This is a genomic window from Enterocloster aldenensis, from assembly GCF_003434055.1.
GTDB lineage: Bacteria > Bacillota > Clostridia > Lachnospirales > Lachnospiraceae > Enterocloster > Enterocloster aldenensis.
The window spans coordinates 348,984-374,716 of record NZ_QVEX01000001.1; the positions used below are offsets into that span (position 1 = coordinate 348,984).

At 51.6% G+C, this 25,733-nt stretch carries 18 protein-coding genes; 1 reads left to right on the forward strand and 17 read right to left on the reverse strand.

The genetic code is table 11. The annotated features are described in order from the left end of the window. Nucleotides 1-7: 7 nt before the first annotated feature. The 13 genes from DWX59_RS01595 to DWX59_RS01655 form a co-directional block, all read right to left on the reverse strand. The gene (locus DWX59_RS01595; RefSeq protein ID WP_117555666.1) at nucleotides 8-2,035 is read right to left on the reverse strand and encodes an oxidoreductase; all 2,028 of its coding nucleotides are present in this window, start codon (nucleotides 2,033-2,035) and stop codon (nucleotides 8-10) included. Between the two features lie 401 nt (nucleotides 2,036-2,436). Then, nucleotides 2,437-2,670, reverse strand: a complete 234-nt coding sequence (locus DWX59_RS01600) for a hypothetical protein (protein WP_117555669.1) — start codon at nucleotides 2,668-2,670, stop codon at nucleotides 2,437-2,439. A gap of 122 nt (nucleotides 2,671-2,792) precedes the next feature. Further along, complete coding sequence (locus tag DWX59_RS01605; RefSeq protein ID WP_227115929.1) at nucleotides 2,793-4,187, reverse strand: ABC transporter substrate-binding protein; 1,395 nt, start codon at nucleotides 4,185-4,187, stop codon at nucleotides 2,793-2,795. 98 nt (nucleotides 4,188-4,285) lie between these two features. Continuing rightward, on the reverse strand, nucleotides 4,286-6,154 hold the full coding sequence (locus DWX59_RS01610) for a glycoside hydrolase family 43 protein (protein WP_117555671.1): 1,869 nt from the start codon (nucleotides 6,152-6,154) through the stop codon (nucleotides 4,286-4,288). Nucleotides 6,155-6,185: 31 nt separating this feature from the next. Beyond that, nucleotides 6,186-6,989, reverse strand: a complete 804-nt coding sequence (locus DWX59_RS01615; protein WP_117555673.1) for a carbohydrate ABC transporter permease — start codon at nucleotides 6,987-6,989, stop codon at nucleotides 6,186-6,188. Between the two features lie 2 nt (nucleotides 6,990-6,991). Then, nucleotides 6,992-7,867 carry a carbohydrate ABC transporter permease gene (locus DWX59_RS01620; RefSeq protein WP_117555675.1) on the reverse strand — a complete coding sequence of 292 codons (876 nt, stop codon included), beginning with the start codon at nucleotides 7,865-7,867 and terminating at the stop codon, nucleotides 6,992-6,994. Between the two features lie 72 nt (nucleotides 7,868-7,939). Then, entirely contained in the window at nucleotides 7,940-9,490 is a 1,551-nt protein-coding gene (locus tag DWX59_RS01625; protein WP_117555677.1) for a response regulator, read from the reverse strand. 18 nt (nucleotides 9,491-9,508) lie between these two features. Beyond that, complete coding sequence (locus DWX59_RS01630) at nucleotides 9,509-11,296, reverse strand: sensor histidine kinase (protein ID WP_227115926.1); 1,788 nt, start codon at nucleotides 11,294-11,296, stop codon at nucleotides 9,509-9,511. A 229-nt stretch (nucleotides 11,297-11,525) separates the two neighbouring features. Further along, nucleotides 11,526-12,863: an amidohydrolase family protein gene (locus DWX59_RS01635; protein ID WP_117557167.1), complete on the reverse strand. Its 1,338-nt coding sequence runs from the start codon at nucleotides 12,861-12,863 to the stop codon at nucleotides 11,526-11,528. A 60-nt stretch (nucleotides 12,864-12,923) separates the two neighbouring features. Then, nucleotides 12,924-13,385, reverse strand: a complete 462-nt coding sequence (locus tag DWX59_RS01640; RefSeq protein WP_117555679.1) for a hypothetical protein — start codon at nucleotides 13,383-13,385, stop codon at nucleotides 12,924-12,926. Nucleotides 13,386-13,399: 14 nt separating this feature from the next. After that, on the reverse strand, nucleotides 13,400-14,212 hold the full coding sequence (locus DWX59_RS01645) for a DUF3100 domain-containing protein (RefSeq protein WP_117555681.1): 813 nt from the start codon (nucleotides 14,210-14,212) through the stop codon (nucleotides 13,400-13,402). Nucleotides 14,213-14,358: 146 nt separating this feature from the next. Then, a complete protein-coding gene (locus tag DWX59_RS01650; RefSeq protein WP_235844859.1) occupies nucleotides 14,359-15,243 on the reverse strand; it encodes a LysR family transcriptional regulator in 885 nt (294 codons plus the stop codon). 122 nt (nucleotides 15,244-15,365) lie between these two features. Continuing rightward, nucleotides 15,366-17,588, reverse strand: coding sequence for a M13 family metallopeptidase (locus DWX59_RS01655; RefSeq protein WP_235844861.1), 2,223 nt, complete (start codon nucleotides 17,586-17,588; stop codon nucleotides 15,366-15,368). Between the two features lie 174 nt (nucleotides 17,589-17,762). On the opposite strand from DWX59_RS01655, the gene DWX59_RS01660 reads away from it, so the two are divergent. After that, complete coding sequence (locus tag DWX59_RS01660; protein ID WP_117555685.1) at nucleotides 17,763-19,226, forward strand: FAD-dependent oxidoreductase; 1,464 nt, start codon at nucleotides 17,763-17,765, stop codon at nucleotides 19,224-19,226. 28 nt (nucleotides 19,227-19,254) lie between these two features. On the opposite strand, the gene ilvD is transcribed toward DWX59_RS01660, so the two are convergent. The 4 genes from ilvD to DWX59_RS01680 form a co-directional block, all read right to left on the reverse strand. After that, a complete protein-coding gene (gene ilvD, locus DWX59_RS01665) occupies nucleotides 19,255-21,039 on the reverse strand; it encodes a dihydroxy-acid dehydratase (protein WP_117555687.1) in 1,785 nt (594 codons plus the stop codon). A 61-nt stretch (nucleotides 21,040-21,100) separates the two neighbouring features. Next, entirely contained in the window at nucleotides 21,101-22,495 is a 1,395-nt protein-coding gene (locus DWX59_RS01670; protein WP_166460135.1) for a DUF4340 domain-containing protein, read from the reverse strand. Beyond that, nucleotides 22,492-24,756: an ABC transporter permease gene (locus DWX59_RS01675; protein WP_166460148.1), complete on the reverse strand. Its 2,265-nt coding sequence runs from the start codon at nucleotides 24,754-24,756 to the stop codon at nucleotides 22,492-22,494. The genes DWX59_RS01670 and DWX59_RS01675 overlap by 4 nt, the downstream gene beginning before the upstream one ends. Beyond that, a complete protein-coding gene (locus tag DWX59_RS01680; RefSeq protein WP_117555693.1) occupies nucleotides 24,740-25,711 on the reverse strand; it encodes an ABC transporter ATP-binding protein in 972 nt (323 codons plus the stop codon). Before DWX59_RS01680 ends, DWX59_RS01675 begins: the two co-directional genes overlap by 17 nt. Between the last annotated feature and the right edge of the window lie 22 nt (nucleotides 25,712-25,733).

Sequence of the window (25,733 nt, forward strand, 5' to 3'; positions counted from 1 at the left end):
CCTTCCTCTATATCATACCTGACAGATCATATGCGCCATGAAACGCCTTTAAGGCATTGCCTATTGCCGCGCAGTCCCCAATCTGATAAAAAGCGCACCCAAACTCTTCTGCCTGATTCTTGATATGACTGCTGCTATCCATGCCGACGCTCATCACAATGCTGTCCGCACATACCTTAAACTCCATCCCCTCCTTTTCACATATAAGTCCGCCCGGTATTATCTGCTTTACCTTTAATCCTGTGGAAACAGTTATATTCTTCTGGAAATAACGTTTCAGCATATTGCCGCGATTTGTAAATCCCATTCCAGGAACAAACTCATCCCTTCCCGTTATGATACAAACCTTCTTTCCCTGGTCTGCCAGCTCCTCCGCTACATCCGCTGCCGCATGTCCCGCTGAACAGGCGTAGCTCTCGCTGGTTTTCATTCCCACAATATCATCCGGGATATCCTTTGATACCTTGCGGCAGGTCCATGTGCAATTATAACTACAGGCAACCACAACCACATATTCCCCTAATTCCTTGGAGCCATCCAATGCCTCTGTGGGTGTTACCACGATGGGAAGGTTGATGCCCTCTATATCCGGCTTTTTAAATTCGGCCCCGGTAGCGTCAATCAATATATCCGGCTTTATTTCATCCAGCATGTCCCTGGAAAATTCTGTTTTCAACCGCACATCCACACCGGCTTTTTCCATAGCATGGGCAAAATAGCGGAAAACATCCCCCACCTCTTTCTTAGCCTTTGTAAGTGTACAGTACCAATATTTCCCTCCCAGCACGGCTTCCTTCTCAACCATGGTGACCTTATGTCCCATCCTGGCCAGTTCCAGGGAAGCCTCACATCCCGCCGGACCGCCTCCAATAACCAGTATTGCTTTATTCCCTTTCTTCTGCACACGTCCGTCCAGGTATGTCATCTTTTTTCCCACGCTTGGATTTACCATACATGTAATGGGTTTTTTCATCCAAAGCTCATCGTAGCATCCCTGGCAGCATGACGTACAGGGGATGATATCCTCTAATCTGCCATTAAGGACCTTTGTCCCAAAATCGGAATCACAAATGAACTGTTTTCCGAATGCAATGAAGTCAGCCTGTCCCCTCTCCAGTGTGGCCTCAGCAAGTTCCGGATTAAAACGTTTTACAATGATTACCGGAATCCCTATCACCCTCTTAATACGTTCTGCCAGATGAATCCATGCCCCTCTTGGCTGGCCTGAAGTATGGTCATTAAAGCTTAACTGCGAATCACGCATGCCCGCGGATACATTAACCGCATCCGCTCCAGCCTTTTCTAATTCCTGGGCAATCAGCTGCGCCTCCACTATGCTGTTTCCGCCTTCCTTAATATAGTCATCCCCGTTAATCCGGCAAATCACCGGGTAATCATCTCCGCATGCCCCCTTAATCCCGTGAATGATGTCACAGCAGAATTTAATTCCCCCTTTCAATCCCCCGTATTCATCCGTTCTCTGGTTTGAAACCGGTGAGAGGAAATTGTTAGCCAGATAACCGTGCCCCATTATGATTTCCACCCCATCCATACCGGACTTCCTTGCAATTACCGCAGCTGCAGCAAACTTATCCACAATTACAGTGATATCCTCTTTCTCCAATACCTTTGGCTGATCCGGATAAAGCGGGGAGTTACTGGCAATGGGGGACGGAGCCACAGGATCCATGCCGGTAGTACTCCTCCTGCTTTGACGCCCAACATGGCTTAACTGAACAAATACCTTTGCCCCGTACTGATGGCATCCATCTGCAATCCGCTGAAAACCAGGTATGTACTTTTCATGGTCAATGGCCGGATTTAATACAGAACGGCTGCGCGGATAATCCACAGATGTAGCCTCCACAATAACAAGTCCAGCCCCTCCTCTTGCCTTTGACACATAAAAATCAATGGATTCTTCTGTCATATATCCATTATGTGTAAAGTTATTATTCAATGCAGGGAGAACCATCCGATTTTTTATACTTAAACTGCCAATATTACCTTCTCGTCCCAATGCTTCAAATTTCATCTTATTCCTCTTTTTGAATCAATAATATCCTAATTGACGGTTACTTTTGATGAACACATTATTTAAATGAATATTTAACTGACACCTGATATCTTTTCTGATATCTTTTCTTATATCCCCCTCCCATGAAAACGGTTTCTTGAGTTGTTATGTATATATTATCTCAAGAAACCGTTTTCGTCAATATATTTTTATACATTTTTATCAATAAATTTTATTTCATACAGTTACTCTGATACAAAAATATGGACCATCACAAAATAAATGTATCTTTCCAAAAATGATGGGTCAACATAAAAATACCAGCCGGAGCATATCCGGCTGGCATAAAATTTATATATTTATTTGTATGCTTAATAATGCTTCAGGAATAACCGGTCAGTCCGGAATCCTCCCCCTTCTCACCACAATGAAATAGCCTCCTTGCCCGCCACAGGTTCTGCGGTTCCCTTTTTCCTGTCAATTCCATAGGAATTAAGCCGGTGGAACAGTCCTGGTTTTTCCTCATATCCCACGGAGAGGATAAGCTGGCTGCCTCGGCCGTGAGAACGGGTCTCGGAATCCATTGTCCCATATCTTTTCCCTGTTTTTGTTTCCCATGATACCATTGCAATATTAACTTCATATAAACTCATGGAGGGAACGAATGCAGAATCGGCAGGACTCCTAATCATATCCAAAAAGCCCCGGACAGTCCCGGGCGGCTCCTGTAAGGATGCACGCCGCATGGCTCCAGGGCCTTATGGCATATCATGTTTTACTGTGCGTCAGCCACATTCTGTACGCCCTTCAGTTCCTGGGCCGGGTCAGCGCCGGCTGCCACGTTCTGCATTGCAACCTGGATTGCGGTCTCGATTTCGCTGTTGACCAGTTTACGGTTTCCAACCGCATTGCTTACATAGTAGTTCACTTCGTCAATGGACTGCTGCTGCAGTTCCCCGTCCACGGTTCCTGTATACTGGATTTCACTGGATACAGGCGCTCCCTGGAGACGGTTCACCCAATACTGCTGTCCCTCCCCATTGGACATGTAATCAACAAACCGCATGGCTGCTTCCTTTTCCTTGCAGTCCTTGTTGACTGCCAGCACAATGTCCACGCCGGATGTGCCGCATATGGTTCCATCCTCTGTCATGGATGGGAATACGCTCATTCCGATGATATCTTTCCGGTTTGAAATCTCAGTACCCTGAATCTCCGGCGCGGACGGGGAAACCGGGCCAAGATGCCATGAACCGGTCAGGAAGAACACGGCCTTTCCTGCAAAGAAATACTGGTCCCTGGCATCCGGATAAGTGGCCACGCCAAGGGCACCGTCCTCAAATATACCGTCGTTAAACAGGTTCTGCCATGCCTTCATGGTATCTACAAAACACTGGTCTGTCCATGGGCGTTTTCCCTGCTCCGCCTCATAGACAGCGCCTTCCTCAAATTCATTTGAAATCTGGACAAACCAGTCAGAGTTAATCCAGTCGTCCGCTGCTCCGGCAGCCACACACACATAACCTTTTGCCTTTGCCTTTTCAGCCGCATCTTTTAATTCTGCGTAAGTGGCGGGGACCTTTTCTATCCCGCACTCATCCATCAGTGTCTTGTTGTACAGAAGGTCCGTCATACCTGCCACCAGCAGCGGCATCCCTACCATATGGCCGTCCTCGGTCACACACTGGTTCACGGCTGTCCCGCTGATGATTTTGTCCCATCCGGGCAGGTACTGGTCTGCCAGGCCTTTCATGTCCTCTGTAAACGGCGCATACTGCCTGGCCATGGGGCCGGTGGTAAGTCCAAACAGGTCGGGACCTGTTCCTGATGCCATTGCAACCTGAAGCTTTTCAAAGTAATCGTCCTGCTCTGTCCTGATATAATCAATCTTAATATCCGGATTCGCCTTCTCAAAATCAGCAATCATTGTCTCAGACTGTTCAACCGTGGGAAGCCAGGACCAGTATGTCAGGGTCACCTGCCCGCCGCCGGTCCCGGTACTGTCTGACGGCACACCCTCTGTGCTGTCCGCCCCACTGTCCTTTGCAGCGCTTTCCTGGTTCTGTCCCGGGGCCCCGGCTGTATTTCCTTTATCAGGGCCTCCACATGCTGTCAGTGAAGCCGCCATAACGGCTGCCAGTGTCATTGCCATTATTCTTCTCTTCCTCATTCTTTAAACCTCCCGTTTTTGCTTTTTTGTATCTGACTCCGTATCTAAAGCATACCTTATATTCAGGGCCTGTGTGACTCCATTTTTTTGCGTTTCATTTAAATTTTTGTGTAGCTGTACCGGGTTATCCTTATACCTTGTATCTGGATTGTAAATGCTGCTCCGCCTATCTGTAAAGGAGGAATCGGCTTCCCATCCAGCAGCATCCATTCCTGGTCCCGGAACACTGCACGGTACAGGGAAAACTGCCTGTTTCTGTCACATCCGGTCTGGATGAGTGTCTGTCCCAGTACAGTATCACCCCGCAAAATCTGTATGGATGGCTGCTCCCCATCCACGGTAAACTCAAATTCCTCGGTATGGTCTTCACCCCATGGCTTCTCTGCCAGAACTGCCTTTCCTGTGCCAAAGGACAGACCTTCCTCATCAGCAGTTCCTTTTGAAAATCCATAAAATGCCGTCATTTTCTGAAGCTGCCTGCCTTCCAGACGGGCATGTTCCGTCACAGCCATGCTGCTGATCATGACCTGGGTAAAATACGGCACAACGCCAATCCTGCCCAAGGCATGTCCGGCACTTCCTGACGCATCGTCCGCTTTCTCCATTCCCATACAGCATGTATGGGCGGTTAACGCGGGCTGCTCATCCAACCATATATCAAAGCTGTTAAAGTTCCTCTGTACCGTTAGCAGATGAGGCACTTTATAATCAAAATCCACAGGCAGTCCCCAGTCTGCAATTTCCGCCGCAGCTCCGTCAAAGCATTCTAAAAGCGTCAGTTTTCCCTGTCCGGAATGCAGCCTTGCCTCCACATGGTTCCTCTCATCCAGGTAATCCAAATAGATTCCGTACCTGGCCCCGCAGTGGCTCCTTCCTGCTTTTATCCAGCACTCCATACGGTAGACAAGGGGGCTTTCCCCTGCCCAGAATGTTTCCTTTACCTCCTGTTCCCGCACCATGATATGGGGTAATAAGGGACTGGATTTCTCCCACATGGACGGACCAGAACACATCATATGCCTGCCGTTAAAGTACAGCGGGTCAATACGCATATTCCTCTGTTCTGTCCCAAGAACCAGTTCATCCGCCGCATTCCTTCCATGGTATACAATCCATTCGTCCACCAGGTTCGGCGCCTTTGCCACGGTATTGTGTCCCGTGCCTTCCACTTGTCCATTCCTCTTTAAAAGCGGACAGAAGGTATATGGGTCGGGATACTTGTGCCACTCCATCTCATGGAACATTGCCTTTTCATCCGCCACCGATGTCCCCACAAAATAGTCCTCATGTTCATAGGCATTGGCTGAATAAAGCAGCCACATCTTCCCGTTATGGGATACGGTACAGGCGCCCTCAATGGTGTACCAGTCCCTTCCGTCACCAAACCTGTTTTCCTCAAATATCTCCTTGCGGATACTGGGTACGACCACCGGCCTCGGATGACCTGAAAACTGGTACGGGCCCCGCATTTCATCTAACAGGATACATGTTCCGGCCACCTTATCCTCGGTCCCAAGCCAATCATTGACAGAATAAAACATGTACATTTTCCCGCCCCATATCACCGGGTGGGAGTCAATGGAAAAATGGTCAAAAAACGTCTTTTCCCACACAAAGGGACCCAGGGGATTCTCTGCTTTTGCCACCTTAAGATGCTGTTCATGACAGTCTGCTTCCTCTATGGGAATATTGGAATAATACATGTAAAACGTGCCGTTCAGATAGATGACGGAAGGCGCCCAGTAATGATGGTATCCTTGTTCACGGATTGCATAACCCCTGTATTCCCAGTGCACCAGATCCTCTGAAACACTTACCTTTGCACCGTGTTCATCGGATGAATAGCAGTAGTACCGGCCGCACCAGCGCAGGACGAACGGATCCGGGTTGGTGTGTATTTTCCCATCTGAAAACGGAACCGGGTTGCAATAGGTACTGTCGCCTGTTACAGGCATGAAATCATTCATATGTGACCTCCAGATTCATATGTTTATTGTATCAGCCTTTGACCGAACCGCTGGTAATCCCCCCAACCAGGAACTTCTGGCTGAAAAGGTAAACGATAATGGACGGCAGCGTTAAAAGCATCATGACCGCATAAATCCTTGCCACATCCGCCGGACTTTGGTATGTGCTGGACACAAAGTACTGGGCTGCCAGGGTAACGGTATAGTTTTCCTCGCTTCTCATGACCAAAAGGGGGACCAGATAGTCATTCCAGGAATAAATGAAGGTCAGCACCAGCACATTGGCTATGATCGGGCCGCTTAACGGCACCATGAACTCCAGCCAGATGCAGAAGCTGGATGCCCCGTCAATCCTGGCGCTTTCTAAAAGCTCATCCGGAATGGTATCAAAATAATTCTTAATCATCAAAAGCATCATTGGAGCGTTAAACGCCACCAGTGGGATCATGACCCCCAGATGCCTGTCTAAAAGCCCAAAATTTTTGATGGCCGCAAAAAGGGGGCTGGTCACAGCGGCCACCGGAACCGCAAGGCATGCAAGGACTGCGCCGTAAAGCAGCCTCCCTCCGAAAAACTCCATTTTAGAAAATGCAAATGCTGCCAGTGTAGTGATAAGCGTCACCAGGACCGCGGTGCCTACCGCGATGAACATACTGTTGAACACCACCCTGAAATAGCTGATTTTATCATAGCTGAGCACGTATTGATAGTTTCCGATCCCATTAATCTGAAAGGACTTCACAAAGGCCGTGCCGATTGGAAGGAGCCATATAAGGGCGAACAGGACAAATATAAGATAGGTGGGGGCTGCTGTTTTCCATTGGTTCTTTTTCATCCTCAATCCTCCTTGCCAAGCTTAATCTGCAGAAACGACATGATAACCGCAATCATCAGGATGGCCACTCCGATGGAGGCTGCTCCTCCTGCGTTAAAATCCTTAAAAGCCTTTTCATAAAGGTAGGTATTCAGCACGGTGCTGGACCTTCCGGGACCGCCTCCTGTCAGCAGCTTTACAATGTCAAATGTCTTTAAGGAACCCACGATCCCAAGAATGATCAGTACATTGGTGGTTCCCTTTACCATGGGGAATGTGATGGATAGCGTGGTTCTCCAGAACCCGGCCCCGTCAATCCTGGCAGCCTCATACACGTCATCCGGAAGGCTCATCAGGCCTGCATAATAGATAATCATGGAAAAGCCCATCCACTGGAATATGTTGACGATGATGACGGATAACAGCGCATATCTGGGGTCCCCCAGCCAGCTGACCGCAAATGCATTAAGGCCTGCCGCCCTGAGGAATGTGTTGAGGGCGCCGTTGGTGGGGTCCATCAGGATACGGAAAATAGCCGTGATAATGGATGTTGCCATGGCAATGGGCATAAAGTATATGGCCTTGAAAAGGTTGCTGCCAGGCAGCCGGTTCTTAAGCAGCACTGCCAGCAGGAATCCCAGTGCGGCCTGGATGAATACCGTGCCGAAAAAAAAGATTACATTGTTGGCCACCGCTGTCCAGAAGGTCTTATCATGCAGCATTTTCGTATAATTCTTTAAGCCGACAAAGTTCATTTCCTTGGACATCCCATTCCAGTCCGTGAAGCTGGTTCCCACCGTACAGATAATACAGTAGTAAATCAGTGCAAAAGACAGGACCATCAGCGGCAGGATATAAAGATACGCGGACCAGTTGTTTTTTTTCTTTAATTGATTCATTATGGCCACCTCCTGATACATATTATAAAAGGAGGCAGCCATAAAAAGGATACTAATATTTTGGGATTTACTCTAATTTTTTGCCATGAATTCGCTGGGCGTCAGCCCCTCAGATTCCTTGAATATCTTAAAGAAATACGTATAGCTGCGGAATCCCGACTGTTCAATGATTTCCTTCATGGTCATATCACGGCGTATCAACAGGCTTTTTGCCTTGTTCACCCGCTGCTGGTTCAGGTATTCCACAAACCGCTGTCCTGTCTCCTGCTTAAACTGCCGGCTGAGATAAGTGTAACTGCTGCCTGTGACCTCGGCGCATTTTTCCAGGGAAATGTCACTGGCAAAATTCTCACGGACATAGTTAAGTACCTGCTGTATGACAGGGGAATACTCCCTCCCGTCCGGCTGCGGACCGGCTTCCCGGCTGCGCGCATATAACTCCAGGATATCCTCCCTGAACTGTTCCAGTATTTCATACTCCCGGATGCGTTCCAGGACAGCGTCCCTGTCCTTTTCATCCACCTCCCGGTTCCCGGCAATCAGGCCTGCCAGACGCTGGCTGATATCCCTGACCCGCTTAAGGGGCGCCCTTACCTCTTCCATCCAGCAAAAAAATCCGTTCAGTGTTTCCGCCGTGCCTCCTGTCCCGCTTTCCAGTTCAAAGGCCAGCTGCTTCCAGTAGTTTGGAGGTATGTCTTCCGTTCCATAATGAAGCTTTCTGGCCATGGCAGCCGCAGTGACACGGTTTCCGCCTATGTATAATTTGTCCTCCAGCAGCCCATCCATCTCATATGCATCCTTCACCGCTGCTTTCAGGTCTGTCTGGGGATTGCCGCATATGATTGTAACCGTAAGGTCCAGCATGCGGATAATCTGACGCTGGAGCCGTCCTGCCAGGTTTTTTATCACGTTCAGCATGTAAAGGGTGCTGGTGACGCCGGTAAACGATACCAGCAGGATTAGGTGTTCCTGCCTGGTCTGCCAGATCAGATACCCGTATTCCTTGCCCAGAATCTGCCCCAGGATATCGATTACCGCCTTGCAGATATCGTGTTTATAATCAGCCGGCTTTGCCCCCGGCGGAAAGCTGTAATCCGGGCTGATTGCAATGGCCGCCATGTTGGAGCAGCTAAAATCCAGCACGCCGCTGTCCGCCATGCTCCTGATATTGTCCGCCGTAAAATCCTTCCTGTCATAAAAGCAATAGCCCACACGGTGCCGGATGGTACGTTCCTCCGGCACAATCTTATACTTATCCCTTGCCTGGTCCAGGACTGATATAAGATGTTTCCTGGTCAGCTCATGTTTAAGCAGGTAATTGGCAGCGCCGTTGACAAGGCTTCCCCTTACGTAATCGAAATTATCAAAGGCGCTGATTGCTATGACCGGAAGGAATTCGTTGATTACATGGATCATCCGGATTAACTCCACACCGTTCATTCCCGGCATCTGCATGTCGCAGAGAAGGATATCGATATCATTTCCCCGCAGCCAGTCCAGGGCGGCGTTCCCATCGGAGAAATCAGCCACCACTTCGTAGGATCCGTTATCCTCCAGCAGCTTTTTAATGGTATTCCTGCTGATCAGCTCATCATCCACAATCATCAGTTTTATTTTTGCCATCTATCCCCTCATACCTCCTTATTCCTCTCCCGCGCCGTCCACTGCCGGCAGGAGTAATACGGCCTTTGTATAGTTTCCCGGGCTGCTCTCATAACGGATTCCGAAGTCCTCGCCGAAAAACAGACGGATCCTGGCATTTACATTGGAAATGCCAATACCGTTAAACCGTTTCCTGTCTCCGGCCGGCGTGCTTAAGACTGCCTCAATCTGCTCCTTTGTCATGCCTTCCCCGTTATCCTCAATGACAATATTCAGCTTATCGTCCTCCCTCCATGCCTCAATCCTGATCAGCCCCTGCCTGGACAGGTCACCGGGCAGGCCGTGATAGATTGCATTTTCCATAATGGGCTGCAGGATGAAGCGTGGCACATACAGCTCCTTTGCATCTTCACTGATTTTCTTTTCCACAGCAAAGTCATAGCTGCCGCTGTATTCAACAATGGTCAGATAATTATCCACATATTCCAGCTCATCCTCCAGGGTTATCATGTCGTTCCTGCGGTGCATCACATTCTGAAGCATGGCGTTAAGGGAATGGATCAGGGGGACGATGTTGTCCGCGTGCTGCAGCTTTGCCATCCAGACCACATTGTTCAGCACATTGGATATAAAATGCGGGTTGATCTGGGCCTGGAGGAAATCCATCTCAATCAGCCGCTTCTGCTTTTCCTCCTCCGTAATCCGGCGCATCAGTTCCCGGATGCGGACAACCATATGGTTAAAGGTATGCCCCATCTGCCCAATCTCGTCTTCCGCCCTGACAGCATAGCAGACAGACAGGTTGCCTGCCGAAACCTGCTGCATGCTGTCCTTTAGCACCGTGATTTCCCTGGTGGACCTGGATACCACCAGGCCGGAAAGCAGGCCTGCCAGCAGCAGGATCCCAACCATGATCACTCCTGTAAACAGCGCCGTGTGATAGATATCCGCCGTATAATAATCCGATGGCAGGGCCATGGTAAAGGTCCAGTCCACATTATCTGCTTGAAATGTATTATATACATATCCCTGTATGGGATGGGAAATATCCAGGAGTTCATCGCCGCAGTTGGAGAAAATAAGGGACCTGCTCCCATTGGCAACCTGGAACCTGCTTCCCTCCGGAAGGTTGGAGGAAAACATGTCCTCGATGACCCCGTAATCAAAATACATCACGGTGTAACCGATTAAATTCTGATTCCAGTCCGTAATCCCCCTGACAGCCGGAACCACATAATCACTGTCATAGGTGGATTTACCGCCCTCCACATGGATAGGTTCCAGCATGACGATATTTTTCTTAAGCCTGTCCTGGTCCAGCCCCATAATCCGTTCATAGACATCCCCCTGCCCCTCCACCAGATGGGAGGTGGAAAAGGTACATCCTTCATTTACAATCACGCCAATGCCCACGATATAATACTTATAACCGTTCAGGTCATTGATGAATTCCTTTATGATCCTCCTGTTTTTCAGGTATTCCATGTTCCACTGGCCGTTCTCCATGATGGTCCGCTCATTCAGCGCTTTTACCGGCCGTATGATGTTCCTGTCATTTAACGAGACCATGGCCGCCATATAGGAGGTATCCGTCAGCAGATACTCAAAGGCCTGGCACGCATCCCTCATGGTGCTTCCTGAAATATCCTTCAGATATGTGTCAGCCATCTTGCTGCTGGCAGTGTACCAGACCGAGGTTATCAGGACGCTGCAAAGCATCAGGACAGCCGTGATGACCATCAGTATCTTGTTCCTGATTGTCATGTGTTTTATCATTGTCATATAGTTTGGCAGCCTCGTATGGTTTGTTTTCCTCATATGTTCCATATCCACCTCCTTAGCAGGCGCTTCCTTTTATCATTGTAGCATTGCATAGGCAAATATGTTATATGGGTTTTTGATGTCTGTTATGTTTTTTTGCGTTCCCCAGCAAAACTAAAAGGACTGAACCCTATCCAATATAGGATCCAATCCTTGTTAGTTGTGTAACCATCCTCTTTCCCTTTTTGCCCTGTCCGCCGCCTGCGCTAAAAAGGAATGGAAGGCCAGGTATTCCTTAATAGGCGCGTTTTATGATCTCCTCCATATGTATCTGCGCTTCCCTGCGTATCTTCTCCTCATCCAGGGTCAGTACTTCCCGGTCCTTCATGACAATCTTACCATTGATGACGGAATCCGTCACATCATGCCCGTTGGCAGCCTCCACAACCGTGTTGATCAGGTTCTGGGTGGGGGTCAGATGGGGCTGGTCAATGTTTAAAAGGATGACGTCTGCCTTCTTTCCCTCTTCCACAGTACCCAGGATATCACCTTTCCCAATGGCGTTGGCGCCTCCCCAGGAGGCCATCTTGAGAAGGGTGGGACATGTCATGACCACCGGGTTAAAGGAAGGAAGTCCCCAGTATGCCATCATGCCGTAGCGCAGTACCTTCATCTCATCAAACAGGTCCAGGTTGGACGGGGCCGCGCCGTCGCAGCCAAGACCCACGCTCAGGCCTGCCTGGAGGATCTGGGGCGTTTTGGGAAACCCGTGATTGGACAGGTTGGCCCTGGGACAGTGGATGACCTTCACATCCCGCCTGGCCATGACCGCAATGTCCTCATCGGACAGCATCACATTATGGGCAGTCAGGAGATTTGGACCAAGGACACCCATGGACTCCAGGAACTGGGCCGGGCGCAGCTGGTAATTCTGGAGACAGAAGCTGACCTCGTCCTTGTGCTCACACAGATGGGCGTGGATACCCGTATGAAGCTCGGCAGCAGCATCCCTTACCATGGCAATCAGTTCCTTTGAACAGGTCATGACCTGGCGGATGGCAAACCAGATGGAAATCCTTCCGTCCCCTTTTCCGTCATATGCCTGGTACAGTTCCCTGGTATGGTTGACTGCTTCCTCTGCTGTTTCCTTCATTGCGCCGGTGATTGCATTGCCCATATCCATGGTGGATTTGGCAATGGCCGCACGCATGCCTGATTCCAGCACAGCGTCAGCCACACGCTCCATATGGACGCCGCCGGAATCCGCAAATGAAGTGGTTCCGTTCTTAATCATCTCCAGACAGGCCAGCTGTCCGCTGATATAGGAGTCCTCAGGCCTTAAGTTACTTTCAAACGGAACCAGGAACCTGGTCCAAACCATGGGATATTCATCCGAAACCCTTCCCCGCAGAAGCTGCTGGCAGGTATGGGTATGGCCGTCCACAAGGCCCGGCATCAGGAGCTTGCCTGTACCGTCCAATGTTTCCGATGGCTGGAAGTTCTCTTTCATTTCCCCGGATGGCCCGATTTTCTTAATCCAGGAATCATGGATGGCTACGCTCAGCTCTTCTGAAACCGTCATGTCCGGTTGAAGGATGCGGCATCCGTTTATTAAAATATCACATTTTTCCATCTCAATCATTTCCTCCTCGTTCTCATCACTTAATCACTGCCCATCCGGCGCTTACGGGGCTTAAATTGCTCCCGTGGCCCGCAGCACCAGATCTGCCACAAGGGCGGAGAATATAAAGGTCCCTGTAATCACCAGCAATGTGATCACGACCATCTTCCACCCCATTTTAGCAAAGTTCTTAAGGTCCTTTCCAAGAGAAATCCCTGCAAACGCGCCCAGTGCGGTAGCAGGGGCCATGAACGCCACCTGGGATGTGACCTGGATGATGATGTCCTTGACCGGTGATACGGGACAGGCCAGAAGCAGTCCGGTAAGGGATACATACATCATGGACGGAAGCTTGATGAAACGGCTCATGAACTTGCTGACTGTCAGCCCAAACAGTGCGATGGCACAGAGTACAAGGATTCCTGCTATGGAATCAGCCAAAGGCATCTGATAGCCAATCATATTGGTCAGTATCATGATTACTGCAACAAGGCACAGAAGGCCGGCTTGCTGGATACAATATTTTCTCACCATTTACTTTCCCTCCCTTACTTTCCATGACCTGATTTACGGCCGATTTTCGGTTCCAGCCACGCGTACAGCTTCCTGGTAACAGGCAGTCCTACAAAGGTTCCCATGTAGATACCGGTAATTCCTGTAAGCATGTCGCTGGCGCCTCCCATTACCATGATGTCTTCTGCATAGGAAGGATAGATTTCCCCCAGGGTCCCTGCCGCCGCGGTCATCATGGAACCGCTGCCCACCCCGCTTGCCATGCCCAGCGCCAGCGGATGGAAGATATTCCAGGACGCAACCACGCCGGCCAGCAGGCTGACAAACACGGTGCCGATGACAGAACCTACGATGTACACTGCAAACGTACCCTCTGTCTCCTTTGCGTCCGGTCCGTAGATATCCGTTGTCAGCCCCAGATTAGAATCCCTGTTAATGGAATAACATGCGCCGATGGCTTCTTTTTTCAGGCCCAGCAGCAGTGCAATGGGCAGTGAGATAAAAATGGTTCCCAGATTGCCGAATTCCTGCAGAAGCAAGGCTGGTCCCACCGCCACCAGCTTTGCCAGGTTGGCTCCGGCAGAGACACCCATCTTAGCCATGAAAGGAGCCAGCGCCACCAGCACCAGGCTTCCTCCCATCTTACATTCCCCCTGGTTAAACATCCGGATTACATCCGGTCCCAGGAGTCCGCCCAGTATGACCGCGAATACCATGGGAAACAGGGTCAGCGTGCCGATTCCGATGTTAATCTTAATGGTCCCCACCGAGTCACAGACCAATGCCAGCACAACTGCCGCCGCATAGACTTTCCAGTACTTTCTTATGACGGCCTTTACATTTTCCATACGTTTCATTCCCCTTTCTTCTGTATGACCCCGGTGCAGCAGCGCACCGGAATAATAGGATACCTTTTGCTGATTCCATCATATCACAGGCCCGCCAACTGCTGTAGACAGAAAAAAACGATGGGAATCCATCGTTTTTGCTGATACTATGCCTCTTTTTCCCCCACCCTCTCAATAAAGCGCTGGGCAATATCGGACAGCAGGTAATTCCCTTTCACAATAAACCCAATCTCCAGATTCACCCCATCCTTGATGGGAATGGCCCGTATATCCCCGTAAGCATTGTCCGCTGTATGGTATCCGCTTCCCACCACAAATCCCTGGCTGGCCCGCATAATGGAATACGCGGCCGCGCGGTCGGTAACGGAAATCACTTTCTTCATGCGGTAATGGGGAATGATGACTTCCGTATAAGCCGGATTGGCATCCGTACTCCTGTCGTAAGTGATAAAGGGATACTGGATGATTTCCTCGGTCCGTATCTGGCTGCATCCGGCCAGGGGATGGGCCTCATGGAGATAGACATGGGCTGTCCTGTAGGCGATGTGGTTGAAAATAATCCCACGTCCCCTGAGTTCCTGCATCATCTGGCCTTTGAGCTGTTCCGCAAAAAAGATGACCCCCAAATCTGCCAGCCCTTTTTCCACCTGCTCAAACACCTCGGACGTCCTGCACTCCCTGAACCCTGCGTTATATTCAGGCACGTCCAGGGACTGTATGATGGACAGGAAGGAATCCATGCCGCAGATATGATGCTGGGCCGCCACATAGAAGCCGTGGCTGCTGTCCTTTTTGTCCTCATACCTTACATCCAGATAATACAGCCGGTTTAAGATTCCTTTGAATTCAATGAACAGCTCCTTGCCGTCCCCGGTCAGCATGACCCCTTTGGGCGTTCTTAAAAACGCCTTAATCCCATAATGCCCCTCCACTGCCCGCACGGCCTCTGAAACACTGGACTGGGCTGCAAACAGCCGCTTGGCCGCCTCACTGATGGAGCCTGAATCAGCTACCGCTACAAAATATTTCATCTGCTGTAATGTCATGACCTGGTTTCATTCCTTTCCCCGGGGCGCGCAGGTATCCGTCCGCCTGCGCACGTTTTGGAAAACTTCCCTATCAATGTCCGCACATTTTTGCCATATCTATGACTTTACCAGATTCCGGGCCGGTTTTCAACCTCCTGATACATCCCGTCCCCTTCTTTCACATGAAATGCAGCATAAAAGTCACTGGTTGCCGACAACACTGCATTCACCCTTATGATTCCCGGGGAATGGACATCGTTGGTCATGATATAGGCCAGGTACTCATCCCTGTATTTGCCGGCCCATAAGGCTGCATAAGCTTTATAGAGCTCCCTCAGGTCATATCCCTCATTTTTTGCTATCTCCGTCACACAGGAAACCCCGCCCAGGTCAGCTATATTCTCAGTGACGCTTAATGTTCCGTTTACCTTGGTCCCGTTTACCTCCATGGAATCATAATAAGCCTCCACCCTGGCTGCCAGCTCCTTAAACCGCTGTTTATCCTCAGCAGTCCACCAGTCGCGCAGGTTCCCCTTTTCATCATACTGGGACCCGCTGGTGTCAAACGCATGGGTGATTTCATGGCCGATTACAGCACCGATACGTCCAAGATTGGTGACCGGCAGGCCCTCAGGGTCATAGAAAGGCGGCTGGAGGATTCCTGCGGGGAACACGATTTCATTGCTGCCCGGGTTGTAGTAGGCGTTGACGGTCTGGGGCGTCATGGCCCATTCCGTCCTGTCCACCGGATCGTCTTTGGTCCTGAACATATAATCCTGGTCAGCCTTTTTAATGGTCAGGATATTGTCCACATAGAGGCCGCCGTCCTCGGGCGCTGCCAGCTTCAGGCCGTACCTGTCCTGGGGCCACTGGCCGGGATAACCCACCTTCACCATGATGGAGGCCAGTTTCTTTCGTGCCTCTGACCGGGTGGTTTCTGTCATCCATTCCATGTGCGCCAGTCTTTTGTCATACACGTCTATGACCTTGCGGATGATGTCCGTCACATCCTGTCTGGCGGCGTCGTCAAAATATTTCCGGCAGAACAGCCTTCCGCACTGGAATCCCAGTTCCTGCTGGACAGTCTCTGATACAGTCCTGCCAAAAGGCTTTTTCTCTTCCGTCCCGCTGACCGCCATCTGATATTCCTGGGCCGCATTCAGGGATTCCATGTCCGTTATCATGGAAAGGTCGGCATAAAGACAGGTTTTTACATATTCCTTTAGAAGAGGCAGATTGTCATCTGTGAGATAGGTCCCCAGCTTCCTGCACACTTCCGGTTCAGCCACAATGGTCCTCTCATCCTCCCTGACACCGTAAATCCCGCTTAAGAGATCCATGGGAAGGGCGCCCCCATAAACTGCGGCGGCATCCCTGGCCGTATACACATTGTTGGTTTTTTCCGCATCATAGGTTTCCTCTATTTTCAGGGAGCTGGATGCCAGGTCCTTCATCATGGCTGTGACACGCTCCACAATCCCCTCTGCTTCCCGGGTACCCAGGCCGTTGGATTCGTGGAGCCTGGTCAGATACCGTTTATATTCCTCCACCCGTTTTATGTTGGCTTCTTCTTTGGAAAACCAGACTTCCCGTTTCAGCCCCGTGTCCGGCTTCATTAAATAAAGGGACTTAACAGATGAGTCATTGCTGTCCCCTGTATAGATCAGCCCTGCCAGGCTGTATATGCCGTAATCCCTCTGGAACCGGAGACATGCGCTTAAAAGTTCCTCCACCGTGCCGGCATTTTCAGCTTCATCCAGGAATTCCCCTGCCTGGCGGCCGTAACCGCCCTTCTCCCTGGCCTCCCGGTCCAGGCCGGTCAGGTTCAGGGCGCGGATGTTCTCCCTGTCGCGGTTTTCTCCGTCACCGGAGGGGACCGGGGTCCTGCCGTATTCCTCTCTGACGTCCTCCGCTCTGCCTTCCTCCGCTCTGCCGCCTTCCGCTCTGCTGTCTTCCTCTCCGCCTTCCGCTCTGCCGTCCTCCTTTCCGGTCCCGGAGGAGGCCTGCTGGATGATATCATTTACCTTGTTATAATTTTCCTCCCTCACCTTGCTGAACCAGCTTATCTCCGGCTGGTCCCCAGGAATCTCCCAGCCGGACAGGGTAACGTGGTTCACGGCATTGTAGAAATCATCCACATATTCCGGCGCGCCGCCCTGTCCGGATGCAGCCGGCTGCCTGGATGCGGTCACTGCCTGTCCGCCGTCGATTCCTGACAGGGATTCTGTCCCTATCCCCGGGTCCTGTTCCCCCCTGCCTGCAAAACAGCCGCAGGCCATGGCTGACACGGCTGCTGTCATGGCCGCGGCGATCCCCCATTTAACTGCCAGGATTTTAATCCGTTCCATCCTATTCTCCTCCTTAATCAAGTCTTTCAAACGATTTTCGTTTGCCGTTCTTATTATAACCCTGTTCTTCGGTTTAATAATCAGGCAACCGGTAAAGACTATACAAAAAAGGCTATGCAAAAAAGGATGTCCGTAAAACAGGATGTCCGTAAAACGTTTGGATTGGAGCTAAATATGGAACATAAATTCAAGGAAAAAAACAAATCAATCTGGAGCATGACAACCCACCTGCCGCCCAGGGACCCCCTGCCCGGAAACCTCACCGTGGAGGCGGCCGTGATTGGCGCGGGCATGGCCGGGATTTTGACCGCCTACCTTCTTCAAAAGCAGGGCGTTGATGTGGTTGTATTGGAAGCAGACCAGGTTGCCAGCGGCCAGACCAAGAATACCACTGCAAAAATAACAAGCCAGCACGGCATCATTTACCATGACCTGATTAAAAAGCTGGGAAAGCAGAAGGCAGCCGCATACGCCCTTGCCAATGAAGCCGCTGTCCGGGCCTATGGGGAAATTGTGGCAGAAGAGAAGATTGAATGTGATTTTGAACGGCTTCCATCTTATCTGTATACCACGCAACCGTCCATGACCGCGAAGCTGGAACAGGAAGCAAAGGCAGCCTCTGCCCTGGGAATACCTGCCCATTTCACACAGATACACGGACTTCCCTTTGAAACCGTGGGAGCCGTATGCTTTGAGGGGCAGGCCCAGTTCCATCCCCTGGCTTTCATCAAACACTTATCCCAAAAGGTGACTGTCTATGAAGGCACCCGCGTGCTGAAGGTAAAAAAGCATATGATATTCACAGACCGCGGCACGGTGAATGCAGGGCATGTAATCTTTGCTTCCCATTATCCCTTCCTGAACCTGCCGGGCATGTTCTTTGCGCGCCAGCACCAGGACAGAAGCTACGTGCTGTGCCTTGACCACCCGGATAAGCTGGACGGCATGTTCTACAGTGTGGACAAAGACGGCCTTTCCCTCAGATGGATACCCGGCGCCCTCCTCCTTGGCGGCAGTTCCCACCGGACCGGGAAAAATACAGCGGGCGGGGAATACCAGCGCCTGAAAAAGGCGGCAAAACAGTATTACCCGGACAGCAGGATCATTGCCAGGTGGTCTGCCCAGGACTGCATGCCCCATGATGACATCCCGTTCATTGGAAGATATTCCGTGTTCAGGCCCTACTGGTATGTTGCAACCGGGTTCAAAAAATGGGGGATGACCTCCTCCATGCTGTCCGCCATGATTATAAGGGACCTGATCTGCGGCCTGGAAAGCCCATACGCAAAACTCTTTTGTCCCCAGAGGTTCCATATAAGGGCATCCCTCCCAAGCCTTTTGGCGGATCTGGGCGAAAGCGTGGTTTCCCTTACAAAGGGGGCCTTCCATCTGCCCCTCCGTGCCGTGGATCTGAAGGAAGGGCACGGCGGCATTATAAGAATCGGCCTCAAACGGTATGCTTGTTACAAGGACGAGAAGGGAATCCTCCACAAAACCTCTGCCCGCTGTCCCCACCTGGGCTGCGAGCTTAAGTGGAACCCGGCTGAAAGGACCTGGGACTGCCCATGCCATGGCTCCCGGTTCGATTATGACGGGAACCTGATTGACAATCCCGCGCAGAAGGGGAACGCTTTTTAGGCGTTCCCCCTCTGTCCGCAGACATGCCCTAATCCATATACGCGCCCTTCATGGCGCTGACCGCATGCTGGGCATACAGCTTTAAGATACCCTTTGTATATTTGCTCTTAAACCCTTTCCAGTTCTTCTTCCTCCGGGCAAGAATCGCGTCCATTTCCTCAGGCGTCTTTTCCGCTCCGTCCACACCCACGATATTTAACGACCGCTTTTCCAGGTTCAGTTCAATCAGGTCCCCTTCTTCCACAAATGCAATGGGACCTCCTGCCGCGGCTTCCGGGGACACATGGCCGATGACCGGGCCCCGGGATGCGCCTGAGAACCTTCCGTCCGTAATCAGCGCCACACTGGCTGCCAGCTTCGGGTCCGAACAGATGGCCTCACCGGTATAGAACATTTCCGGCATGCCGCTTCCCCTTGGGCCTTCATAGCGGATAAAGACAGCGTCTCCCGGTTTCACCTTTCCGTGAAGGATGGCCTCAATGGCTTCTTCCTCGCTGTCAAAGGGACGGGCCGTGAGGCGGCTGTTAAACATGCCCGGCGGGCAGGCGGTATGCTTGATGACCGCTCCCTCCGGCGCCAGGTTGCCTTTCAGTATGGCAATGCTTCCATTGGTGCCCATGGCATGTCCAAAATCCCGGATGATGTCCGTCCTGTCTATATCCCTGTGGATTGCCTGGCTCTTGCTTTTAAGTATCCTGTCGCAGTGTTCGTAGAACCCGCTCTTTTTAAGATTCTCCAGGTTTTCCCCCAATGTCTTTCCCGTGACCGTCATCACATCCAGGTGGAGCATTTCCTTGATTTCCTCCATGACCCGCGGGACCCCTCCCGCATAATAGAAATACTGGGCCGGCCAGTCTCCGGCCGGGCGTATGTTAAGGAGGTAATGGGCGCCCCTGTGAAGCCGGTCAAAGGTGTCCGCGTCAATCTCAATGCCGAATTCATGGGCAATGGCCGGGATATGCATGACCGCGTTGGTGGAGCCTGAGATTGCGGCGTGTACCATGATGGCATTCTCAAAGCTTTTCAGTGTGACAATGTCAGCCGCCGTGATGCCCCTCTTCACCAGTTGGAGCAGTTGTTTTCCGGCGTCATAGGCGGCCTGGCGCAGTTCCGGCGCAGTTGCAGGCATCAGGGCGGTTCCGGGAAGCATTAATCCCAATGCTTCTGCCATCACCTGCATGGTGGACGCCGTCCCCATGAAGGAGCAGGCGCCGCAGCTGGGGCAGGCATGCTGTTTATAATAGGTCAGCTGCTCGCCTGGTATCTCATGGCGCTCATACTGGGCGCTGAATTTGCCAATCTGTTCCAGGGTAAGAAGCTGGTTGATGGCGCAGCCCGGGTCATCCTCCGTATATTCCGGCGGCAGTGTAAATGCCTCCATCACACCGCCGGTTACCATGATTGCGCTCATCTCCTTTAACCGGCCAATGCTCATGAGCATGGCAGGCATGGCCTTGTCGCAGCTGGCAATAAAGACCCCGCCGTCAAAGGTGGTTGCATTGGCCTGTACTTCAATCAGGTTCACGATGGCGTCCCTGTGGGCAAGGGAATAATTGATCCCGTCATGCCCCTGCCCCATCCCATCGCACATGTCCGTTGCGTAATACCGCGCAGCCTTTCCACCATTCTCATCAACACTTCTCACTGCTTCTTCCACAAACTGGTTCAGGTGGCTGGAGCCCGGATGGCTGTTGCCATATGTGCTTTCAATCATTATCTGAGGTTTCTCAAGGTCGTCCAGCTTCCACCCCATCCCCAGGCGCAGCGGATCCATCTCCGGTGCCAGGCTGCGGACTTTTTGGCTTCTTAACATAATTTTTTCTCCTATAAAATCATCTTTTTATTTCTTTTTGAATGACATGGCCAATGCTTCCTCACTCCAGAGGAAGCTGATTCACTTCATTTATCAGGCTGTTGACCCGCTGCCTGTTTACAAGCAGGAATGCCTGTCCGTTCACCTTCGCCCCATAGTAATTCTGGTCATAGGGAATCAGTTCCACGGTCATATCCTCAGCCGTTCCCGGTACGCGCCGGTATTCCATGGTAAGGATTGGAGGGCCGGTCAGCTGGGAGGCCATGTCCGAAACCCGCTTTTCCGCCGTAAAACCATAGAGGGGGTAATAAAATGCATTGAACTGCGCCTCTGTGATTTCATGCCCGTTCAGGGTATAAACCGCCTTCTGCCCGTCCATGGAAGGGGTAACTGCAAACTCCGCCTTCCCATTGTCCCATGTAAGCGTAAGACCGGCAAGGGTCTCAGCCTTGACAGGCGCAATGCTCAGGGAAAGGAAATCCTCCGCCGTCAGGTGCATGAACGGCTCCAGCCCTTCCTTGCTGACCGCATAGATTCCCTGTCCGCCCTCCGGATACACATAGGTGTTTTTTCCATCCCCGCTGTCTTTTCCAATGTGGAGCACGAATTCCTGAACCCCATCTGTTTCCCCCTCCTTTGGGGAGTTGTCCTGATAGGCAATCCGTATCAGGCTGCCCGTATCCCTGCCCGCCAGCCCGTATTCCTCCATCTGGCCTTCAGAAGGACGGTATACGGTCATCTCCTCATACCTGAGCTTCACCAGCTTGCCCAGGCATCCGGACACCAGGCCGGAGTCAGCGGGCCTTTCCGTCCCAATCTTCTCCGACACGTTCCAGGCCCCGTCCCCTGGCCCGGACCTGGAAAAGGTAAATGTCCCTCCTTTTTCCTCCACGGTTACCATGGTCATATTGTCCAGGCTGATTCCCGGCAGTGTCTCACGTATTGCCATGGCGTTCAGGCTGCTTGAGAACAGGTTGGAAAATGTGGAATCCACCGTGTATATTTTCTCCGAGCCGCCTACCGCCATGTAACAGTCCCCGGTGGCGCTGTTGGTACTGCCCAGATAGATTGTCTCTGTCCTGCCGGTTCCGGTCACCTGGATTTCATTGGAAGGCCGGTCCAGCCCATATTCGCCAAAATGCCGGCTTCCCTCTGCCACAAACCGCCGGGCGGTGAGCTGCGCTGTTTTATCCAGCATGGTATCCACAAAGTTCTGGTTAAGGGGAAACGTCTTATCCTCCTCGTATACCCACCCCTTATCTGTTCTTACAAGGTCAATCCTGCCCCCGCTGCTTTCAAAGGAAAGCCCGGTCACCGTATCCGCGTCCATGGAATACACCGTGATTCCCTCCTCCGGCTTTCCCACGGCGCCTGACGGCATCATGATATAGATGATAAGAAGCAGGAGCGCGGTCACGGACGCCAGCAGAAGGTTTCTTTTCTGTTCTTTTTTCATTGACGTCTCTTCCTCCTTATGCACAGGGCACTGCCCCCGGCCATAACGGCAGCCGGGATGGCCAGCACAAACAATACGCTCCAGCCCATGGCCTGGGCCGAGGTTAGCCTTAGGTATGCGGATGAGGTGGGCTTTGGACGGATGGTCATGCTGTCCTCCTGCTCTGTCATCCATCCGATTGCATTTAATACAAGGTTGGTATTATTGCCCCCCACCATTTCATCCATTTCCTCCATCAGCATACTGGAACTGGAAAACCAGACAATCCTGGTCTCGCCTCCATCGGTCTGCTCCAAGGCAGTCACACCGGTTGCAAAGGGTCCTACCGGATCCCCCCGCTTATATCCCAGGGTGGAGCTGTCCGTCTTTATATAGGAATTGGAGGATGTGGTAAGGATCTTATTTACCTCCACCGTACTGCGCACATCCTTTGCCTCCACAATACCGTGGGAATTAGGCATCAGCAGAAGGCTGCCCTCTGCAATGAATGGCTCGGTTATCTGGCTGCTCCTGATTTCGGGAAGCAGGAAATTAGGATAGGATGGGATGCTGTAATTGCTGTCCCCTTCCACAATCATGCCCTGGACCGCGGATACGCCGTAACCGGCCAGCACCTGATCCAGATTGGGCATCTGCGCAGCCGTTATCCCGGTAATTAAAAGCATGCGTCCTCCCTGTTCCAGATAAGAGTCAAGCACATCCCGTTCCCTGTCTGTAAGGTCAGAAACCGGTACGTTAAGGAACAGGCAGCCTGCGTCCTCCGGCACCTTTCCTGCCGCAGTCAGGTTCAGCCTTCCTGTCTCTACGCCCTCCTTTTCCATGGCGGCGGCAAAGGATTCCGTCAGTTCATTTTCCCCATGGCCGTCCATCAGATATACCTTGGTCAGGACATCCGAAGTCACATAGTGGATGGCGCTGGTAATCTGGCCTTCCCCGTCAAAATCCGTGGAGGACCGGCCCGTATCATAATCATAGCTGACCGGATACAGATCCGTACTGCGCAGTACCCTGGAACGTTTCTCCCCAACCACGATGATACTGTTGTCACTGACCTTATCGGATGTATAATTGGACACAAACGCAGGGGTCAGGACAGGGTCCACATATTCCACCGTGATATTAGCGTTCAGATCTTTATATTTCCCCAGCAGCTGCGTAAGTTTCTTGTCTTCCTTTCCCCTGGGCGCAATCAGATACAGGCTGACAGGGGAATGGTTGGATCCTACCAGTTCCCTGGTCTGGGGGGAAATGCTGTAAAGCCCGGACGCGGATGTGTCATACCTGGTGTACCGGGCAGGCAGCTTATGTGAAATCATGTTGGCCAGCACCACAATCACGGTCATAAGGATGCACATTGCCACCGCATAGAGCCCCATCTTAAAATGCCTGCTTTTCAATGAATCCCATCTGCGCTTTTCCACTGACAGCACTGCAAAAAACAGGAACAGGGCCACGACTCCCAGATAGTAGACGAGATGGGTGACATCGAAGATCCCGTCCACGAAATCATAATATCTCTGGAACAGGGAAAAGTACCCTAAAAAGCGCGGAAAGGCTCCCTCAAACAAGGAACTGTCCAGCAGATAACACGCCCCCAGCCCCACTTCGCATACGCTGGCCGTCAGGATGCCCGTGGACAGGCTTTTTGTCATCACTGCAAGCAATATGCCTCCCAGCACGATTACCGCCCCAAAACCGGCCAGTGAATGGATGGCCTGGATACCGATCAGGCCGCTCATGCCATTGATCAGGTAGCTGCAGAGCATGATTGCAAACGTCCCCACCGCCGCAATGATCTGGCTCTCCGTAATGCTGGAAATAAATATGCCAATGGCAATGCAGGCCGCCCCCATAAAAAAGAATGCCAGGAAACAGGAATAGGATTCTTTCAGCGGCACCGCCCCATAAAGGGACAGTACCAGAGGGCAGGCTGCCAGTATGATAAGGGGAGCCGCAAACACGGTGAGGATAGCAAGGAACTTGCCCAGCACGATCCTGCCCACCTTTACCGGGGCAGTGAACAGCAGCTGGTCTGTTTTCTGCCTCTGTTCCTCCCCCAGGGAGCGCATGGTAATGACAGGTATCACGATAAGCAGGACAACGGTTGTATTGCCCAGCACATACCCAAACTCCGGCACGCCGCCCTGAAGATTGAAGGCAGTGAAGAACACGCCTGCAATCAGCAGCAGGAAGGCCGTATACAGGTACCCCATCATGGAGCGGAAAAATGAAAGCACTTCTTTTTTATAAATCGCTGTCATGGTTTGTTCCTCCTTCTGCCTGCATGTCCTGGGATGTAAGTTCCAGGAACACATCCTCCAGGCTCATGGAAGCAGATTTAAGCTCCATGATGGGACAGTCGGCTCCTGCCAGCAGCCGGAATACCTGGGCCCTGGGGTCAGTATCCTCATCCGTCTCCAGGTGGACGGCTGCAAAGCCCGACTCATGGGGAGCCGTGGTAATGGCCCGCAGCCCATGGATTCTTCCCAGAAGTTCCCCCAGGGGTTCCGGCCCGCCCTGAACCAGCATATCATAGACATTTGTGCGCTGCATCCGCCTTCCAAGGCCCTCCGGCGTGTCGCTGGCCACCAGTTTCCCCTTTGACAGGATCAGTATATGGTCACATACAGCGCTGACCTCAGATAATATGTGGCTGCTGAGGATTACGGTATGCCCTTTTCCAAGTGATTTTATGAGCTCCCGGATGTCGATGATCTGTCTGGGATCCAGCCCCACCGTGGGCTCGTCCAGGATAATCACATCCGGGTCCCCTAACAGGGCGCAGGCAAATCCTACCCTCTGCCTGTACCCTTTGGACAGGTTCTTAATAAGGCGCAGGCCCATATGGGTGATGCCGGTCAGTCCCATCACCCGCTCCACTTCCCCAGGCAGTTTTTTTCTTGGGACGCCTTTCAGCTCCCCTGCAAATTTCAGATACTCCCGGGGATTCATATCCGGATACAGAGGAGGAATCTCGGGCAGGTACCCGATATGACGTTTGGCCTCCTCGGGCTCCAGAAAAATATCATGTCCGTCAATGAGCACGGTTCCTTCCGTAGCGGACAGATAGCCGGTAATTATATTCATGGTAGTGGACTTGCCCGCGCCGTTCGGCCCCAAAAAGCCGTATATCTGTCCTTTTTCCACTGCGAAGCTTAAGTGGTCCACTGCCCGGAAGCTCCCATACTGTTTTACCAGGTCCTTTACTTCTATCACCGGTCCAATTCCTCCCTTATAT

Coding starts and splice junctions, on each gene's coding strand:
- DWX59_RS01595 (WP_117555666.1), bottom strand. CDS start 2,035: ATGAAATTTGAAGCATTGGGACGAGAAGGTAATATTGGCAGTTTAAGT.
- DWX59_RS01600 (WP_117555669.1), bottom strand. CDS start 2,670: ATGAGTTTATATGAAGTTAATATTGCAATGGTATCATGGGAAACAAAA.
- DWX59_RS01605 (WP_227115929.1), bottom strand. CDS start 4,187: ATGAGGAAGAGAAGAATAATGGCAATGACACTGGCAGCCGTTATGGCG.
- DWX59_RS01610 (WP_117555671.1), bottom strand. CDS start 6,154: ATGAATGATTTCATGCCTGTAACAGGCGACAGTACCTATTGCAACCCG.
- DWX59_RS01615 (WP_117555673.1), bottom strand. CDS start 6,989: ATGAAAAAGAACCAATGGAAAACAGCAGCCCCCACCTATCTTATATTT.
- DWX59_RS01620 (WP_117555675.1), bottom strand. CDS start 7,867: ATGAATCAATTAAAGAAAAAAAACAACTGGTCCGCGTATCTTTATATC.
- DWX59_RS01625 (WP_117555677.1), bottom strand. CDS start 9,490: ATGGCAAAAATAAAACTGATGATTGTGGATGATGAGCTGATCAGCAGG.
- DWX59_RS01630 (WP_227115926.1), bottom strand. CDS start 11,296: ATGGAACATATGAGGAAAACAAACCATACGAGGCTGCCAAACTATATG.
- DWX59_RS01635 (WP_117557167.1), bottom strand. CDS start 12,863: ATGGAAAAATGTGATATTTTAATAAACGGATGCCGCATCCTTCAACCG.
- DWX59_RS01640 (WP_117555679.1), bottom strand. CDS start 13,385: ATGGTGAGAAAATATTGTATCCAGCAAGCCGGCCTTCTGTGCCTTGTT.
- DWX59_RS01645 (WP_117555681.1), bottom strand. CDS start 14,212: ATGGAAAATGTAAAGGCCGTCATAAGAAAGTACTGGAAAGTCTATGCG.
- DWX59_RS01650 (WP_235844859.1), bottom strand. CDS start 15,243: ATGAAATATTTTGTAGCGGTAGCTGATTCAGGCTCCATCAGTGAGGCG.
- DWX59_RS01655 (WP_235844861.1), bottom strand. CDS start 17,588: ATGGAACGGATTAAAATCCTGGCAGTTAAATGGGGGATCGCCGCGGCC.
- DWX59_RS01660 (WP_117555685.1), top strand. CDS start 17,763: ATGGAACATAAATTCAAGGAAAAAAACAAATCAATCTGGAGCATGACA.
- ilvD (WP_117555687.1), bottom strand. CDS start 21,039: ATGTTAAGAAGCCAAAAAGTCCGCAGCCTGGCACCGGAGATGGATCCG.
- DWX59_RS01670 (WP_166460135.1), bottom strand. CDS start 22,495: ATGAAAAAAGAACAGAAAAGAAACCTTCTGCTGGCGTCCGTGACCGCG.
- DWX59_RS01675 (WP_166460148.1), bottom strand. CDS start 24,756: ATGACAGCGATTTATAAAAAAGAAGTGCTTTCATTTTTCCGCTCCATG.